The organism is Bacillus sp. FSL K6-1218, from assembly GCF_038006445.1.
Taxonomy (GTDB): domain Bacteria; phylum Bacillota; class Bacilli; order Bacillales; family Bacillaceae_G; genus Bacillus_A; species Bacillus_A thuringiensis_S.
Window position 1 is genome coordinate 5199898 of sequence record NZ_JBBOVE010000001.1, and the last position, 18134, is coordinate 5218031.

Sequence of the window (18134 nt, forward strand, 5' to 3'; positions counted from 1 at the left end):
CTTTATTCCCCTTTCGCTTCTAATTTTTTATAAAGGTCAATAAATTCTGCCGCCAATTCTTTTACTGTAATCGCATTCATTAAATGATCTTGTGCGTGAATTAAAAGGACACTAACCTCTGTTTTTTCTCCTCTTGCTTCTGATTGTATGAGCTCTGTTTGGAAATGATGCGCTTCATTAATCGCTTCTTTCGCCTTCACCATCGCTTCATCAGCCTCTGCCATTTTCCCCTGTTTGGCAAATTGAAGTGCCTCCATCGCAAAGCTTCGTGCATTACCACTATTTAAAATTAATTGGAATGGAATTTGTTCTGCTGTAGTCATCATAATTACCGCCCTCTCTATAAGGTTCAACCGATTAAAATACCCCTTCAGTTTGAACATGTCTATTAAATTATTATTTTATGAATGATAGTTTGGTGTTCTTGTAGATGAGTATCATCTTTTTGAACATGATATAAAGGTAATTGTTCTCACAGATCATGTTATCTGTGAGAACAATTATTATGTTACATAGGTACAGAGTTGTTATTTCCTTGTGCTGCTTTCTCAGTACGGATAACTGAACGATCGCATGCGACAACGAATGGGAAGTAAATCGCCATTGCAACAACAAAGTTGAATAATTGTAAAATCGCACCAGAAGGATGTAAACCTGTTACAAGATACCCACTAATAATTGGTGGAACGTTCCATGGAACCATCGCTACTGTTTTTGGTACCCATCCTAAGTAAATTGCTGTATAAGATGTAATAACTAACACAACAGGTGTTAATACGAACGGGATGAATAAAATTGGATTTAATACGATTGGTGTACCAAAGATTACTGGTTCGTTAATGTTAAATGCACCAGGTCCAATTGATAGACGAGATACACCGCGTAATTGTGCACTTTTCGCTACAATTAATACAACTACTAAAAACGCTAATGTTGCACCAGAACCACCAAGATATACGAAAGTATCAAAGAATGGTTTTGTAATAATGTTTGGAACATCAAATGCAGATGTACCATCTTGGAATAACTTAATATTTTTCTCTAATGCTGGTAAATAAAGTGGCTCAATAATACCACCAACAATATTTGGACCATGTAAACCGAAGAACCAAAGTACATGTACTAATAACGCAATAAAGATTGCACTTGGTAACGTACCCGCTAAACCTTGTAATGGAACTTGTAATGTATTAAAGATATACTCATGAACACTTGTACCTGCTAGTTTTACTGCTAATTGAATACTTGCAATACCTGTTAAAATCACAAATGCTGGAACTAAAGCAGCGAAAGATTTCATTACTGCTGGTGGTACACCGTCAGGCATTTTAATTGTAATGTTTCTTTGAACAAAGAAGCGGAATATCTCCGTTACGAGTATGGAGACAATAAGTGAAACGAACAAACCCTGTGCGCCTGTCCAAAGCATATTTATTCCAGCTTCTTTTGGTGTTGTTGGTGTAAGAATAATTAATGCACCAAACGAAATAATACCTGCTGACAATCCATCAACACCGTAAGATTTTGCTAAGTTATAACTTATGGTAACCGCCACCATCAGAGCTAATACCCCGAAGGACCCTGTCCACATACCAGCACCAATTTGTGTCCAAGTTTCACCGAATAAATCTTTCATAAAATTTTGGAATGCTGGAATTGGTAAACCATTAACTAGTACTGCCATCGAACCAACTAAAATAAGTGGCATAACTGCAATAAATCCATCTCGGATCGCAGCTAAGTGACGTTGCGATCCGATTTTACCAGCAATCGGAACCATGTACTTCTCCATAAATGCAATAAACTTTTGCATTTTACTTCCCCCCTAATTATTTTTTAAGTGTTAATGCGTGATCTAAAACTGCTTCTCCATTCATCATGCCGTAGTGCATTGGATTGATAACGTCGATTCCAACATTTTTCTCGTCAGCAAGCGTTTTCATTGAAGAGAGCATGTAACGAACCTGTGGTCCTAGTAATAACACATCTGCTTGGTCGATATTGTTTTTTACTGCATCCCCAGATACAGCCCAAATCTTTCCTTCTAGACCGCGAGCTTTTGCAGCCGCTTCCATTTTTGTAACTAGTAAACTTGTAGACATCCCTGCTGAGCAACATAATAAAATATTCATTTGAAAATCCCCCTTGTGTAGTATAAAAAATTTATGTTTATTTATTTTTCTTTACACTATTTATTAATGCAATTAGCGTGCCAACTTTTTAAAAGCACTAAAATCAGTGCTTTTTCGAGCATTTTCTTTGTGTGTTAACGCTTTCAATTAGTGTGTTACTCAAAAAACACACAGTGTGTTATAAAACAACAAGCTTTTAACACATAACTGTATGAAAATAGATTAGTGTTTAGTTGTCTAGTTATGTTTCATATGAAAAAACACTAAAAAATTTTTTTATCGTAGAAATCTAGTAAAAAAACAACATACTCTTGAACACACTCTTCTATCTTTTGTCCAAGCAAACTCTACTAGATTACATAAAATAGAATAAAATAACAGAATTTGAAAGGAGAGTCCTATGCCAAAACATAGAAAAAAGAACAAAATGACGATTTATAAAATAACATGCTGTAAGAAAGATAGACGTTCTGAATTAGACTCTGACAATTTTGAACTAGAAGAGCAGGAAATAGAAAATAAACAGGACAAACAGGATAAGCAAGTACAATCGGAAAATGTAATTATAGTACCTACGGATTCACACAGCTTAGATGTGTGGGATGAAATTTCTCTAAAGGAAATACAAGCTGGTGAACATACGAAGTTATTTGAAGAAAAGAGTAATTATCAAAATATTAATTTAGTCCAAGTAAATGATGTTCGCTTATACTTGGACAAGCAACTACAATTTAGTTCCGTTGATGAGCAAATTTATCATGAAGCACTTGTACATCCAATTATGTCAAAAGTAATCGATCCAAAATGTGTTCTCATATTAGGTGGTGGCGATGGTCTTGCCTTACGAGAAGTTTTGAAATATGAAACTGTGCTACATGTAGACCTTGTTGATTTAGACGAGGCAATGATTAATATGGCACGTAATGTTCCAGAAATAGTATCTTTAAACAAAAACGCTTTTTTTGATAATCGCGTGAACGTGCACGTATGCGATGCAAAGGAATTTCTAAATTCACCTTCATCTTTATACGATGTAATCATTATTGATTTTCCAGACCCAGCGACAGAATTATTAAGTACTTTATATACAAGCGAACTATTTGCTCGTATAGCTACATTCTTAACAGAAGATGGTGCTTTCGTCTGTCAATCTAACTCACCTGCTGATGCACCTCGCGTATATTGGAGTATCGGTAATACAATTGAACACGCTGGATTAACTGTAAAAAGCTATCATACAATCGTTCCTTCTTTCGGAACTGACTGGGGATTTCATATTGCTGCTAACTCCGCACATGTACTCAATCAAATTGAACAATTATATGTAGTACCAACCCCTCGAACATTGCCTGCTCTTCTTTTTCCTTTATTTCAATTTAAAGAAGAACATCTAGAACAACGTAACCTCGCTCTTTTAAATTCAGAATCGAACCTTATCCTACATCAATGCTACAAACAGGAAATGAAGTTTTGACGATATTATAGTAAGGAGTGCTGCCCTATGAAATATTCTACTTTTGGCAAACATATGATAGTAGACTTATGGGGAGTGGATTTTTCCCTACTAGATGATATGCACTTTTTAGAATATCATCTAGTTACAGCTGCAGATTACTCTGGTGCCCATGTTTTAAACGTAAGTACAAAAGAATTCGATCCGCATGGCGTTACTGTTTTAGTTTTACTATCTGAAAGCCACCTTTCTATTCACACTTATCCAGAAAAAAACTTTGCAGCCATTGACTGTTATACGTGTGGTACGACCATTGAACCGCAAATAGCGGTTGATTATATCGTAAGTATATTAAAACCGAATGAGATGCATATAAAAAAGCTAATCCGTGGTATAGGGGAGATTGTTACTACCGATTAATTTTCACTCTTACTCATCCAGAAAAAGGAGGATTGTAAATACCATCAGTGGGGTGAACATTCCACTGATGGTACAGGCACATACATAAAGTGCAACTTTAATTAGTGGGAGTTTTACTGCCCGTTAATTCGAGATAAAAAAACCTTGCATAAGCAAGGTTCATTCATCCACCGACATCTTCCTATATAACTCTACAAACTCACTCGCTAATTCTTTCACCGTAATTGCATTCATTAAATGGTCTTGTGCGTGTACCATTAAAAGAGTAACTTCGGTCTTTTCACCACCAGCTTCTTTCTGGATAAGCTCCGTTTGTACACGGTGCGCCTCTTTTAATTCCTCTAGTGCTTCTTGTAATTTAGCTTCAGCTTCTGTAAACTCCCCACGCTTCGCACAATCAATTGCTTCCATTGAACAACTTCTCGCGTTTCCCCCATGCAAGATTAAATGAAAAGCTTTCGTCTCTATCGTATCCATTTTAGTTCTTTACTCCCCCTTTTCTTCCGCCAGTTTTTGTTTATCCCATATTTTTAAGAACGGTAAATAAATGAAGAATGCTAGCGCAAAGTTAACAAGTTGCAAAATAACACCTGAAATTTTCCCGCCCGATCCTAAATATCCACTAAAAAGAATAGGTGTCGTCCAAGGTACAGCGGCCCCACTCGGACGTGCGACCCATCCCCATTCCATTGCAAAGTAAGAAACAATTGTTAACACAACTGGAACTAATATAAATGGAATTAGTAACAGTGGATTCATTACAATCGGCATACCAAAAGTTACCATCTCATTAATATTAAATATACCAGGTGCAATTGACAATCTCCCTAAACTTTTTAATTGTTGACTTCGTGCAAATAGTAACATTCCGACAACTAGAGCAAGCGTTGCACCAGATCCGCCCATATAAACCCATAAATCAAAAAACTGTGCAGTAATCGTATTTGGTATATCTTGCCCTGCTTGGTAAGCAACTCGGTTTTGATCCATTAACGACAACCAAACCGGACTCATTACACCACCAACAATAGTAGCTCCATGAATTCCACATGACCAAAGAACATGAACGAGAATAACAGCTATTATTGCGCCCCAAAGACTAGCACCAAGTACACTAAGTGGTTCCTGTAAAATTTGCCCCACAATATTATGGATACTGCCAAAAGAAGTATTTTCTATAATTAAGCGTAAAATCCAAATAACCGTTACAACAATAAATCCTGGAACAAGCGCGGCAAATGAACGTGTCACAGCTGGCGGAACTGTCTCTGGCATCTTTATAATTATCTTTTTTTGTACAATAAACCGATAAAGTTCAGTAGATATAAGTGCAATAATCATTGCTACAAATAACCCTTGGCTTCCCATTAATGCAGCTGGGATAGCACCTTCTACAAGTACACTCTCTTTTGTGCTTGGTATAATATATGCAACTTGAAATGGCGTCGCAAGTAAAAACGTCACAAGCGACAATGCCCCGGATGCTAAAGCATCCACTTTATAATATTCTCCAAGCCTGTAAGCGATTCCAAAAACAGCTATTAAAGCCATTATATTAAAAGTTGCACTAACTGGATACCCCAAAGCCCTCTGCCAATTCTCCCCAAACAAACCTGCCATAAAATCATTATAACCTGGTATTGGTAAAGCGCTAATGATGAGGAAAAATGATCCTATAATTAAGAAAGGCATCGTCAATACAAGTCCATCACGAATTGCTAGCAAATGCCTCTGCTCTGCAACCTTTCCCGCTACTGGCATTACATATTTCTCTAAAAACCGTATCATCTATCCCACTCTCCTCATGGTTTCATTGACAAAGCTGCTTGTAAGATAGCTTCTCCATTACAAAGCCCGTAATGGACCGATTGAATGACATCAACAGGTACTCCCTTCTCCTTACATAACTCTTTCATTTTCGGTAATAAATAACGTACTTGTGGTCCAAGTAAAAGTACATCAGCTTCATCTATGTGACTATTTACTTCAGAACCTGATACTGCCCAAATCTTTACCTCTATCCCTCTTGCCTCTGCTGCTTTCTCCATTTTTGTAACAATCAAACTGGAAGACATTCCCGCTGCACAGCAAAGTAAAATATTCATCCCTTTTCCCCTCCCCCTTTTTCCAAACCTAAGTTACGGCGCATCCTTTGCCACCACTAGGTTACAAATATATATGTCTAGATTTCCTGCTGTATGCCGAGCTTAAAAACAAAAATTTCTCGGTTTTCACGCTATTCCATCTATCATTATTCTCCTAGTAAAGAGGACTCTAACTCGCTATAATAATTCAGTATGATTTTTTTAATTGATAGGAGGATATATTTATGAAGGCATATCGCTTTCCGCTTATTTTATTATCTTCTATCCTAATTGGTGGTTTCATTGGTTATTTCATGGGTGCCGATGCCGTTGCTTTAAAGCCGCTTGGTGACATTTTCTTAAACTTAATGTTTACGATTGTTGTACCTTTAGTGTTCTTTAGCATCGCGTCATCTATTGCTAATATGGATGGATTAAAACGTTTCGGTAAAATTATGTCTAGTATGGCTGGAACTTTCTTATTTACAAGTATTTTAGCTGCTATTTTTATGATTATTGTCGTGAAAGTATTCCCGCCAGCACAAGGTGTTGTATTAGAACTAACGCAGCCCGATAAAGCTGAAAAAGCTGTTAGTGTTGCGGATCAAATTGTCGGTATTATAACAGTATCTGATTTCTCGAAGTTACTATCTCGTGAAAATATGTTAGCTCTTATTTTCTTCTCTATTTTAATGGGGGTTGCAACTTCAGCAGTTGGTGAAAAAGGAAAACCATTCGCTACATTCTTACAAGCTGGTGCAGAAATTTCAATGAAAGTTGTATCTTTCATTATGTACTACGCTCCAATCGGACTTGCTGCTTACTTCGCGGCATTAGTTGGTGAATTCGGACCACAACTTCTTGGAACTTATTTCCGAGCAGCAATGGTATACTATCCAGCGTCTCTAATTTACTTCTTTGTATTCTTCACATTCTATGCATACCTTGCGGGTCGCAAGCAAGGTGTACAATTATTTTGGAAGAACATGGTCTCTCCTACAGTTACATCACTTGCAACTTGTAGTAGTGCCGCAAGTATTCCAGCGAACTTAGAAGCAACGAAGAAAATGGGTATTTCTTCAGACGTTCGTGAAACAGTTGTCCTTCTCGGATCTACTCTTCATAAAGACGGCTCTGTTTTAGGTGGCGTATTAAAAATTGCTTTCTTATTCGGTATTTTCAACATGGAATTCGAAGGACCAAAAACATTAGCAATCGCGCTTGTTGTTTCTCTATTAGTAGGAACAGTAATGGGTGCTATTCCAGGCGGAGGTATGATTGGTGAAATGTTAATCGTTTCTCTATACGGCTTCCCGCCAGAAGCATTGCCAATTATCGCAGCAATTAGTACAATCATTGATCCACCTGCAACGATGTTAAACGTAACAGGAGATAACGCTTGTGCCGTAATGACAGCTCGCCTTGTAGAAGGTAAGAATTGGATCAAAAACAAATTTGCTTAATAGATAGAAAGAGGATGCTCTAAACGAGCATCCTCTTTCTATCGTTATTTATTGATTATTCGATAACACTTATTCCCTCTCGCCACAAATTTGTTACAATCTTCACAAATATTCCACATCCATTATCCATTCTCCGTACTATAATCATGTATGGAAAAGGAGATGGACATAATGACTCAAAGCGCACCAGAATTTAAAATTTTGCAAAGCATTGCATTCCTTGCTGTTGTTTTGCAAAGTTCCTTATTATATACAATGAATCAAGGAAATGTCTTACTTGAGCAATCCCTCATTATGGGCATGCTATTCAACCTTGCAAAATTTTCAGCACCTGCATTCATATTTATCGTTGGTTTTCACTTAATTCGGCAATATACAAAGCAACTAGCCTACACAGAATATATTTATGAAAAAGCCGCACATTTACTCATTCCTTATTTCTTTTGGTCTATTCTTTACTTATTAACAACAAATGATCTTATTACATTACAAAGTGGAATAAAAAGTTTATTACTTGGAACAGCCGCGCCCCATCTTTGGTACGTTATTATGATGTTCCAAATTCACTTATTGTTCCCTTTACTATGCACACTTTTTTATTGGTTTCAAAAACGAACAGAAAATAAAAAAGACATATATAAATATATGACCTTTTTCGCTTGCCTATATTTTCTATTAATGTGGTTCTCTTCTCACTATATTTTTAATGGAGAAAAATTAACAAGTTCAACAATTTTACATTATACAGATCGATCATTTCTATTCTACTCATTCTATTTCGTTATGGGCGGCATTGCCGCTGTAGCACTAAAAACTTGGCGTCTATTCGTCATGAAACATATCCCGCTTATAACAATATTATTTTTCATCTTATTTTTATTCATCAATTATGAGTTGTTTAGTTTTTACGGAGCAAACTCTATTCATTTAACTGTTTCTACCTATTTAAAACCATCTATGTTTTTATATATCGTATGCGAAATTATCATACTGTATGTGTTATCTATTATGATAGTACAGCGTCGTGGTTTCTTATATAAAACGTTACGTTTCATTGGAAATTACACGTATGGTGCTTATTTAGCTCATTTATTCTTCTTGCAACTATGCACAAAACTTCTTTCCTTATTCACGCTGCAAGAAAACACAATATTGTATAGCTTATTATTATTTACAATAACGGCCACAATCTCGATTTCAGCAATGGTCATTTGCAGTACACTACCATTTCATACATGGATTACAGGGCCTTCCCCTACGACAAATATGAAATGGGCTAAGATTGTACTTCGGAAAAATCACAAAAAAGTATTCAAACCATATCTTTGATATAATAGAATTCCATACAAGAAAAGAAAGTAGGACACACCTATGATTAATCAAATTGGACAAATTATGTTATATGTAAATAATCAAGATGAAGCAGTACAATTTTGGACTGAGACAGTAGGATTCCAAATTATTGCGGAAGAAAATAACGGACAAGGCTTTCGCTGGATTGAAATTGCACCAACGAAAGAAGGAGGCACAAGCATCGTCCTTCACGATAAAGCGTTAATTGCGAAGATGCAACCTGAATTAAACTTAAATACACCTTCACTTATGTTCTTCTCTAATAACTTAGATCAACTGTATAAAGATCTTTCTGAGAAAAATGTCACAGTTGGACAGGTTGTAGATTTACCTACTGGTAGAGCATTCAACTTTGCTGATAATGAAAATAATTACTTTGCAGTAATGGAACGTAAATAAAAAAGAAGCTATCCGAAAAAATCGGATAGCTTCTTTCATTTTAAGAAACTTGTTCTGCATTCGTTTCTCTATGCTGTATATGGCTCGTGATCCAAGCAATTCCACCGGCAACAACGAGATAACATAACAATATTAAAATTTGCATTTGTAATTGCGACCAATCCCCTAAAGAAATAACATCTTGTAATCCTCTAAGAGAATGAGACATTGGGAGAAACTGTCCAATTTTGCTAAGAACAGCTATGTTTAATTCTCCTGGGAAAGTACCTCCGCTCGTCGCTAATTGCAGGACAAGAAGCGTTACCGCTAAGAACTTTCCAACAAGACCAAATACTGTGACTAACATAAGAATAAATGTCATGAACGTAAAGGAAATAACAATACTTGATAAAACAAAAAGTGGCACACTTGCAACTTCTAATCTCATAACTCCTAGCACAACTACATCTACGAGTAGCGCTTGAATGAGTCCAATTAAATATACCAATCCTAGTTTATTAATAAAATGTACCGTTCCGCTTACCTTCATATTTTGTCTGCGGCCAAGAGGTAAAATATTCGATGCCATAATTCCGCCAACATAAAATGCAAGTGATAAGAAATATGGTGCAATGCCTGAACCGTAGTTAGGAACGTCAGAAACTGTTGACTTCACTAACTGAACTGGCTCTGAGAACATCGTATTGCGTGCATCATCATTACGAACATCCGCTATCTTCTCTGCGCCCTCTCCTAATTTCGTAGAAAGTTCTTTCGCACCATCATCAAGTTTAACAAGTCCATTTGTTAATTTACTAGCACCGTTATTCAGCTCCGTTCCACCACTCGCAAGCTGATTTACACCTTCTTGCAATGATGTAAATCCATTTCCCCACTTCGTAAATCCATCAGCTAAATTCGATGCACCATCTGCTATCTTTTTCGTTCCAGAAGTAGCTTCATTTAACTTAACTCCGAATGTATTCATGCCTTCTTCAATCTTATGTTGACCCTCAGTAAGCTTCTTCGCACCTTGTGTCAATTGTTGTTGGCTATTATTTAAAGTACTTGTTGCTTTAGCTAGTCCATTAGACGTAGCAACAATTTTTTGAAAAGCGGGATCTTGCTGCACTTCTGGATGATTTTTCACGTACTCTTCTAATTGTTGTTTCATACTATTAGCCGCACCATCCGCTTTTACTTGGCCTTCAGCAAGCTTCTCACTTCCGCTCACCCATTCATTTGTACCAGCACTTAATTCACTAACTCCTGATTGTAACGTTTTTTCACCTTGTGCTAATAACTCCATACCACTATGAAGTGATGTCGCTCCTTGACTCAGCTCATTTGCTCCCCCCGTTAAGGCAGATTGGCTAGACGCAAGCTTGTCACTTCCTTCTTTCAATTTCGATGTCCCGTCACTTAAACCATGAATACCATCTGCAAGCTGACTTGCTCCATTTTTTGCATCGGTCGTTCCTTCATGTAACTTCCCAGCACCGTTACTTGCATCACTCAACCCTTGTGCCAAATCTTGAAACTTTGAAAAAACACCTTCTGTATATGATTTCGTAATACTATTCGAGATTTTTGTTTTCATATTTTCAACAGCTGTCGTTCCAATTTGAGCCGCTACAAAGTTTTTACCTGGATTTACTTTGTACTGCAATTGTGCCGGCTCTGGTTTCTCATTCATAAGTGTACTTACCTTTTTAGAGAAATCTTCCGGAATCGTAACAACCATATAATATTTATCTTCTTTTAACCCTTCATCAGCATTTTTTTCTGATACGAAATGAAAAGCCAATTCCTTATTCTCTTTTAAATTTTTAACAAAATCGTCTCCTGCATGAATTGTTTTTTCATCCATCGCAGCACCCTTATCTAAATTCACAACCGCAACAGGTAATTTATCTAATTTTCCGTACGGATCCCAATATCCAGCTAAAAAGAATCCTGAATAAATTAACGGAACGATTAATAAAAAAATTAAAGCGATACGTCCATGTTTATGGTGCCACATCGCTTTCCAATCTTTAAATATAAGTTTAATTCCCTTCATGAAACATACTCCTCTTCTAATTTAACACCCTTCGAATGGTTTAACAGATTTACTATACACGTCACTTTCCATACTGTATAATACATCTTTAATTATCAATTCATTCCTTTTGGTCTATAGAAAGGGGATTCGAAATGGAACTGCTCCAGTTAAAATACTTTCAGACAGTCGCACGACTAGAACATATGACAAAGGCAGCTGAAGAATTGCATATCGCACAACCTTCACTCAGCAAAACAATAGCTAGACTCGAAAAGGATTTAGGCGTCCCTTTATTTGATCGCCAAGGCCGACAGATTACTTTAAATTCTTTCGGAAAAGTATTTTTAAAACGAGTAGAACGTATTTTTCATGAATTAAGTGAAGGGGAACGAGAAATTAAAGATTTAGCCGAATTACAACAAGGCTCTATTACAATGGCCGTTTCTATTCCAAGAATATTACCAGAACTACTAGGTTCTTTTTTACTAGAACATCCTAATGTTCGATTCCAGCAATTTCTTGCGTCTACTCCTTCTATGAAACGACAACTGGAAAATATGGAAATTGACTTTTGTCTTTCCTCTGTACCAGTTGAAGGAGAAGAAATTGTTTGGGAACCACTTATTACAGAAGAAATTTTCTTAGTCGTTCCTTCAGGCCATCGGTTATCAAACCGCGAAAGTATCCACCTGTATGAAGTAAAAGACGAACCGTTTATTAGTATGAATACTGGCTATGGATTTCGGCACTTAACGGATGAATTTTGTAAAGAAGCTGGTTTCACTCCGCATATTGCTTTTGAAGTAGATGAACCGACCGTGATTAGCGACCTCATTAAGCAAGGTCTCGGCATCGCTTTTGTTCCAAGTTTAACTTTATTAAAAAACTCTACTTTAGCAGCAAACAAGTTGCGTATTATTGAACCCGCTTGTAAGCGAACCATCGGATTAAGTTGGTCAAAAAAACGATACTTATCAAAAACAGCTCAGCAATTCCGTGAATTCGTGATTGATTACTTCTCCAACATTAGAACGTAAAATTATATCAACAAATAAAAGGTGCCACCCTCATATGGTGGCACCTTTTATTGTTCACTCTTTTTTAATTCCATTTCAGCTAAAAGTGGTAGTACATTATCAAAAATATGCGTATTATTATTTTCACCTGTTACATATCCACCGTAATATCTACTAAATACGTTGTCATTTCGGAATGTGGACATATGATCATACAATGCCTTCGCAAACTTTGTATCACCAGTTTGTAGTACGTACAAAATCGTTAGTCCGTAAGCGGCTGGCGATTCATAATTCACAGTTTGTTTTCCCGTTTCCAAATTGTAACGACCGTATAGCTTTCCATCCTCCTGGAATTTCTTCTTTATAAATTCCAAATAAGCAGCTGATGAAAGACCACCTAAACTTCGATGATATGCAACGTATGATTGGTCAATAAGATTCACTTCTTTATCGTACGTAAATGTACCATCTTCTTTATACTCTTTCGGGAATGCCCAGCCATGCCTTGGATAATCCGCTAAAAATTGAACGACTTCCTGATATTGCTGAGCAGAAACTTTGCCGTACTTCTTCATATAGGAGAATGCACGCGGATTTACGTATGATGTTGTTACAAAATTATTTTGTTTCCCTGCATCTGTATCATAATAATCAACATAATAATTATCTTTTTTATTATAACGAAGTATAGCATCACTTAATTGATCGGCAAGGTTTTTATAACGCTCTTCCTTATACATTTCATAAGCACGATATAATTGTTCTATAATACGAAGATCATCTATAAGTGCATTTGTAGCTGACTGCCTCGCTCCCTTTTCAGAGAGTTTCCATAAAACGATGTGATTCTTATATACGAAATTATCTTGAATAACCTTTACTTGCTCATCAAATAACGCCTGGTCATCTTTATCAAGTGTATATTGTAACCATAATCCTGCCGATTCTGATAAAGCTTCACGTCCCTTTGCTTCACCCGTACCTGCCTTAGTATCTACTAAACGATACGTGGCAAGCGTTCCATTTTCATTCACCATATGTCTTAAAATAAAATTCTCTGTACGGTTTCCTTGTAAAGCTGACCAAAATACAATTCCACCTAAAGCGATTAAGAAGATAACTCCAATCCCTATATATAAACGTTTCCGCAATCTTTTCACCTCCCTAGTAAGGCTAACCTTAATTTTATCAGAACATACATAAATTTAAAAAAGACAATCTATTAGATTGTCTCCCCCATTTCTATCCCCCACAAACCTCTTTAGAAGGTTTATATAGCGATTGTACAAGTCGATCATATTCACGACGTGTAATCTCTTTATTATATAGCTTCAATAATAAATCTCTATGCTCTTTTGAAAATGCCATCTTTTTAATGACTTCAGGATACATAAAACACCCTCTCCATTTCACATAAACTTCTTTTTTTGAAAAACAGAACTTATGTTCGCATAAAAGATTATAAAAGATTCCTGTGCAAAAAACAAACAAAACATGAGCAACTATTTATTTCTTTCTATTCAAAATATTACAACATTATATTATCATATTCACTTTTTAAATACATATATATTTTTGGTAGTTTTTTTGAATAAATCTTCCAATTCAATCAGAAAATAATGGCAAAAAAGAAGAGGAGTTTACATATGGATACGGTAACATTAGCAAGAGCATTTTTTGGTTCTTCATTAGCATTCCACATTATCTTTGCAACACTTGGCGTTGGACTTTCATTAATGATTTTTATAAGCGAAATACTCTATCACTGGAAGAAAGACTCCGACTATGCCATTATGGCGAAAAGATGGACAAAGGCGTTTGCTATTCTTCTCGGTGTAGCAATTCCAACTGGAACAATAGTTGGTGTGCAAATCTCACTTCTTTGGCCTGGTTTCGCCAAAATTGTTGGGCAAGTTATTTCCGTTCCCTTCCAAATTGAGATTTTCGCCTTCTTTTTGGAGGCTTTATTCATGTCGATTTACGTATATGCAGCCGATAAACTTCCTCCATTTATGAGATTGATTTCGCTATTTTTCGTCATGCTTGGTGCCACGGCATCCGCCGTACTTATTACATCAGCAAATACATGGATGAATACACCAGCAGGCTTTTCAATGAATCCAGATGGATCTGTTTTTAACGTTGATCCGTGGAAAGCTTTCTTTAATCCGAGTTTTGGCACAAGTGCATTCCATGTCGTTATTACGGCTTATGCAACTGGTGCGGCTGTCATTGCTTCTATTGCTGGATTTAAGTTATTAAAGAAGAATTTAAGTGAACGTGAAGTAGCTTATCATAAAAAGGGGCTACTATTAGGGCTTGTCGTGACATTTATTACAGGCGCTACGATGTGGCTTTCAGGGCACGAATCGGCAATCGCCCTACATAAACACTCACCTGAAAAACTTGCATCTGCTGAAGCTTTATTTGAAACAACATCACACGCACCGCTATCCATTGGCGGGGTTGTGGATCCTAATACACTTGAACTAAACTATGCACTTGAAATTCCAAACATGCTTAGCTTATTAGTGGGACTAGACCCTAGCACTGTCGTAAAAGGTCTAAATGAATTCCCACAAGAAACATGGCCACCATTTTATACACATACACTGTTCAACTTAATGGTCGGCACTGCTGCGTTTACCTTTGCAGTTGCAGCAATTGCTCTCTTATATTGGTACTTCGTTTACCGAAAAAAAGGAACGGAACTGCCGAAGTGGCTACTTTGGGGGGCTGCCGCATGCGGACCAATTATGATGCTCGGTATTGAATTCGGATGGATTTTCAGTTGTAGCGGTCGTCAGCCATGGACAATTTATGGTATGCAACGTACAGTCGATGCTTCTACTCGCGCTGATTTCGTCGGTCCTTTATTTGTTTTATTTATCATTTTATATATTGGACTCGCTATTTTAACAGTCATTGTTCTACGGACATTCTTTAGAAGACATCCATTAAAGAATGATTTACAACACCAAGGAGGCGATTCTCGTGCATGAGGAAAGTATTGCAATCATCATCTTATGGGCCCTTATTTTCGTATACAGTATATTAGGGTCCATCGATTTTGGAGCTGGTTTTTGGGGCATGGTATACGCAAAACATCCAACGCTCGCTGCCAAACTTGCCAATCGGTACTTATCACCAACGTGGGAAGTAACAAATACGTTTCTCGTTTTCGTAGTTGTCGCATTTCTCGGCTTCTTCCCGAAAGCTGCCTTTACCCTTGCAACCGTTATGTTCGTACCAGTTATGTTAATTTTAGTACTCGTTGCAGTACGTAGTACATTTATGGTATTTGCTTACTCCTTGCCAAAATATCAGTACCTTCTTCGGGTTATTTCAGGTATTACTGGTCTCTTAATTCCAGCACTATTAATTACCGTTTTACCCGTTACAGAGGGAGCCTATATTACAATGTCTGAAGGAAAAGAAGTACTCCTGTATGGAAAACTTCTTTCTAGCCCCGTTATCTATTGTTATATGCTATTTGGACTAACGTCTGAACTATTTCTCTCCTCTCTCTTTCTTGCTGATTTTGCGAGAGAGCAAGGTTCAGAAGATGCATACAAACTTTATAGAAGGAATGCCATCATACTTGGCCCTGCAACACTTGTTACGGCGATTATCGCTCTCGTTGTAATGGATCCAGAAACGCACTGGCTTATGCAAGGATTAATAAAGCAATTCCCATGGTTTACCGTTTCTATCGTTTTATTCGTTATCGGGTACTCGTCCCTTTGGTGGACAAACAAGAAGTATAGCACACTAGGATTCCCTCGCATTGCTGTTTTAGCTGTCGTCGCTCAATATGCATTTGCAAGCTATGCTTACGGGGTCGCGCATTTACCGTATATTATTTATCCTGACGTAACTGTATTTACAAGCTTTACAACGAAAGAAACGTTCTATGCACTGCTCATTCTATACGCAATTGGAATCGCAATTTTACTACCTGGATTTATTTTCTTCTGGAATTTATTCTTGAAGGATCGCACTTTTTTGAAGGAAAAATAATATAGCCTTGGAGTCTGTTCCAAAGGGCATTTTGGGATAGACTCCTCTTGTTATGTTTTGTTGTTAAGTCGATATATTTTAAAAATCGCCGATATAAATCTCATTTCCTACCTTACTGCCCAATCAATTTATAGACTCCTATCACAATAGTTATTTCACTACTAGTGACACTTGTCCTTTAGCTTGAAAAACACATATTCGCTTCATCTCGTTATACGTCTAGTTCTTCTTATTTTTTGCTGAATATACTACCAATATAAACTTGAGACAAGCTACATCTGTTTAAGGGAAAATAGAAAGGTAGGCAAAATATGAGCATTGAAATATGGATTACTATTATTGTATTCTTCTTAACAATGATTGTTATCTTTTGGCGGCCTCGAGGTTTAAATGAGGCGTGGCCAGCAGCGGTCGGCGCTGGTATTATCCTCATTACAGGAATCGTATCAAAACCAGACGTCATAGATATTGTTAGTAAAATAGGAGGGGCCTCCATAACAATATTAGCGACCATAGTTATGGCAGTTATATTAGAAAGCTTCGGCTTCTTCCATTGGTCCGCAGCGAAACTGGCAAATCTAGCGAAAGGTTCTGGACGCCGTCTATACTGGTATATTCAATTATTATGTTTTCTTATGACTCTTTTATTTAATAATGACGGTAGTATTTTAATTACAACTCCCATTTTAATTCTCCTTCTAAAAAACCTTCAATTAAAACCACATCAACAAATTCCTTATTTATTAAGTGGTGCTTTAATCGCTACTGCGTCTAGTGCACCAATTGGTGTAAGTAATATTGTAAACTTAATTGCATTAAATATCGTTAATATGACTCTTTATATGCATACTGCTATGATGTTTGTACCTGCAACATTAGGCTTATTATTTATGTCATGGCTCATGTATACAGTTTTGAAGAAAAAACTTCCGAAAAAATTACCTGTTTCTTCATATGATATTGAAGAAATTTTCTTCACGAAAAACTTCCATCCACTAAAAGGAAATAATTCTGTTGATACGAAACAAAAACGGACAAGATTCATGTTAAAAGTATTAGGTTTTGTCTTCCTTATGCGCTGTCTTCTATTCGTTGCATCCTTCTTATCCATCCCAATTGAAATCGTTGCGGTACTTGGTTCACTCATTCTTCTCATTTGGAGATGGTACTACTTACGAACAAATCCTGTCGACATTTTGAAAAAGACACCGTGGCACATTTTAATTTTCGCCTTCTCTATGTACGTCATTATTTACGGACTCCACAACGCAGGATTAACAGCTGCACTTGTACAATGGCTCGAGCCAGTTGTGAATCAGCATCTACTCTATGCTAGCTTTGCGATGGGCGGACTTGTATCCATCCTCTCTAACGTCTTCAATAACCATCCTGCCCTTATGATTGGTACAATCACATTAACAGAAATGGGACTAGATCCAGTCACATTAAAAACAATCTATCTCGCAAACATCATTGGTAGTGACATCGGTTCACTATTACTACCAATTGGTACGCTAGCTTCACTCATTTGGATGTATATTCTGAAACAAAACAAAATTAAAGTAAAATGGAAAGACTATTTAAGTGTATCCCTTATCGTTATCCCGCTCACAACAGTCGTCACACTATTCCTCTTATTCTACTGGGTACACCTCTTCTTCGCCCTCTAAATAACAGAATCCCCATTTGCTACCGTCTTAGCAAATGGGGATTCTTCTATAATAAAGTTAGGTACTACAATGTGATCAATCAAGTAAAGAGGTGTAAC

18 protein-coding genes are annotated in these 18134 nt (G+C 36.9%); 9 read left to right on the plus strand and 9 right to left on the minus strand.

Annotated elements, in window-relative coordinates; genetic code table 11:
* Positions 1–2: 2 nt before the first annotated feature.
* From MHI26_RS26780 to MHI26_RS26790, 3 genes are all read right to left on the minus strand, one after another.
* Positions 3–326 (minus strand): PTS lactose/cellobiose transporter subunit IIA, encoded by a 324-nt coding sequence (locus MHI26_RS26780; protein ID WP_000989055.1) that lies wholly within the window; start codon positions 324–326, stop codon positions 3–5.
* Between the two features lie 182 nt (positions 327–508).
* Complete coding sequence (gene celB / locus MHI26_RS26785; RefSeq protein WP_001168858.1) at positions 509–1813, minus strand: PTS cellobiose transporter subunit IIC; 1305 nt, start codon at positions 1811–1813, stop codon at positions 509–511.
* Positions 1814–1829: 16 nt separating this feature from the next.
* Positions 1830–2132, minus strand: coding sequence for a PTS sugar transporter subunit IIB (locus MHI26_RS26790; protein WP_001023563.1), 303 nt, complete (start codon positions 2130–2132; stop codon positions 1830–1832).
* Between the two features lie 400 nt (positions 2133–2532).
* On the opposite strand from MHI26_RS26790, the gene MHI26_RS26795 reads away from it, so the two are divergent.
* Together MHI26_RS26795 and speD are read left to right on the plus strand one after the other, a co-directional pair.
* On the plus strand, positions 2533–3606 hold the full coding sequence (locus tag MHI26_RS26795) for a polyamine aminopropyltransferase (protein WP_061667794.1): 1074 nt from the start codon (positions 2533–2535) through the stop codon (positions 3604–3606).
* Positions 3607–3633: 27 nt separating this feature from the next.
* Positions 3634–4005, plus strand: coding sequence for an adenosylmethionine decarboxylase (gene speD / locus MHI26_RS26800; RefSeq protein WP_061667795.1), 372 nt, complete (start codon positions 3634–3636; stop codon positions 4003–4005).
* 159 nt (positions 4006–4164) lie between these two features.
* Here the strand turns inward: speD and MHI26_RS26805 are convergent, their stop codons facing one another.
* The 3 genes from MHI26_RS26805 to MHI26_RS26815 are packed head-to-tail and all read right to left on the minus strand — an operon-like array spanning position 4165 to position 6110.
* Positions 4165–4482: a PTS lactose/cellobiose transporter subunit IIA gene (locus MHI26_RS26805; RefSeq protein WP_000379645.1), complete on the minus strand. Its 318-nt coding sequence runs from the start codon at positions 4480–4482 to the stop codon at positions 4165–4167.
* Between the two features lie 9 nt (positions 4483–4491).
* Positions 4492–5793, minus strand: coding sequence for a PTS cellobiose transporter subunit IIC (celB, locus tag MHI26_RS26810; RefSeq protein WP_061667796.1), 1302 nt, complete (start codon positions 5791–5793; stop codon positions 4492–4494).
* 14 nt (positions 5794–5807) lie between these two features.
* Entirely contained in the window at positions 5808–6110 is a 303-nt protein-coding gene (locus tag MHI26_RS26815; RefSeq protein WP_001023539.1) for a PTS sugar transporter subunit IIB, read from the minus strand.
* 224 nt (positions 6111–6334) lie between these two features.
* Between MHI26_RS26815 and MHI26_RS26820 the strand changes: the two genes are divergently transcribed.
* The 3 genes from MHI26_RS26820 to MHI26_RS26830 all read left to right on the plus strand — a co-directional run bounded on the left by MHI26_RS26820 (position 6335) and on the right by MHI26_RS26830 (position 9304).
* Positions 6335–7552, plus strand: a complete 1218-nt coding sequence (locus MHI26_RS26820) for a dicarboxylate/amino acid:cation symporter (protein WP_061667797.1) — start codon at positions 6335–6337, stop codon at positions 7550–7552.
* Positions 7553–7723: 171 nt separating this feature from the next.
* Positions 7724–8881 (plus strand): acyltransferase, encoded by a 1158-nt coding sequence (locus tag MHI26_RS26825; protein WP_061667798.1) that lies wholly within the window; start codon positions 7724–7726, stop codon positions 8879–8881.
* Between the two features lie 42 nt (positions 8882–8923).
* Positions 8924–9304, plus strand: a complete 381-nt coding sequence (locus MHI26_RS26830; RefSeq protein ID WP_046960095.1) for a VOC family protein — start codon at positions 8924–8926, stop codon at positions 9302–9304.
* A 40-nt stretch (positions 9305–9344) separates the two neighbouring features.
* Here the strand turns inward: MHI26_RS26830 and MHI26_RS26835 are convergent, their stop codons facing one another.
* A complete protein-coding gene (locus MHI26_RS26835) occupies positions 9345–11345 on the minus strand; it encodes a YhgE/Pip domain-containing protein (protein WP_061667799.1) in 2001 nt (666 codons plus the stop codon).
* Between the two features lie 134 nt (positions 11346–11479).
* Here MHI26_RS26835 and MHI26_RS26840 point away from each other — a divergent pair, with 134 nt between their 5' ends.
* Positions 11480–12364, plus strand: coding sequence for a LysR family transcriptional regulator (locus MHI26_RS26840; protein WP_061667800.1), 885 nt, complete (start codon positions 11480–11482; stop codon positions 12362–12364).
* Between the two features lie 47 nt (positions 12365–12411).
* Here MHI26_RS26840 and MHI26_RS26845 read toward each other — a convergent pair whose 3' ends face one another.
* Positions 12412–13497, minus strand: a complete 1086-nt coding sequence (locus MHI26_RS26845) for a hypothetical protein (RefSeq protein ID WP_061667801.1) — start codon at positions 13495–13497, stop codon at positions 12412–12414.
* Positions 13498–13588: 91 nt separating this feature from the next.
* Complete coding sequence (locus tag MHI26_RS26850; protein ID WP_000283180.1) at positions 13589–13738, minus strand: hypothetical protein; 150 nt, start codon at positions 13736–13738, stop codon at positions 13589–13591.
* A gap of 254 nt (positions 13739–13992) precedes the next feature.
* Here MHI26_RS26850 and cydA point away from each other — a divergent pair, with 254 nt between their 5' ends.
* The 3 genes from cydA (at position 13993) to MHI26_RS26865 (ending at position 18036) form a co-directional block, all read left to right on the plus strand.
* Positions 13993–15348 (plus strand): cytochrome ubiquinol oxidase subunit I, encoded by a 1356-nt coding sequence (cydA, locus tag MHI26_RS26855; protein ID WP_000381972.1) that lies wholly within the window; start codon positions 13993–13995, stop codon positions 15346–15348.
* Positions 15341–16366, plus strand: a complete 1026-nt coding sequence (locus MHI26_RS26860) for a cytochrome d ubiquinol oxidase subunit II (RefSeq protein WP_000544184.1) — start codon at positions 15341–15343, stop codon at positions 16364–16366. The genes cydA and MHI26_RS26860 overlap by 8 nt, the downstream gene beginning before the upstream one ends.
* A 311-nt stretch (positions 16367–16677) precedes the next feature.
* Positions 16678–18036: an arsenic transporter gene (locus MHI26_RS26865; RefSeq protein ID WP_000021147.1), complete on the plus strand. Its 1359-nt coding sequence runs from the start codon at positions 16678–16680 to the stop codon at positions 18034–18036.
* The last annotated feature ends 98 nt before the right edge of the window (positions 18037–18134 follow it).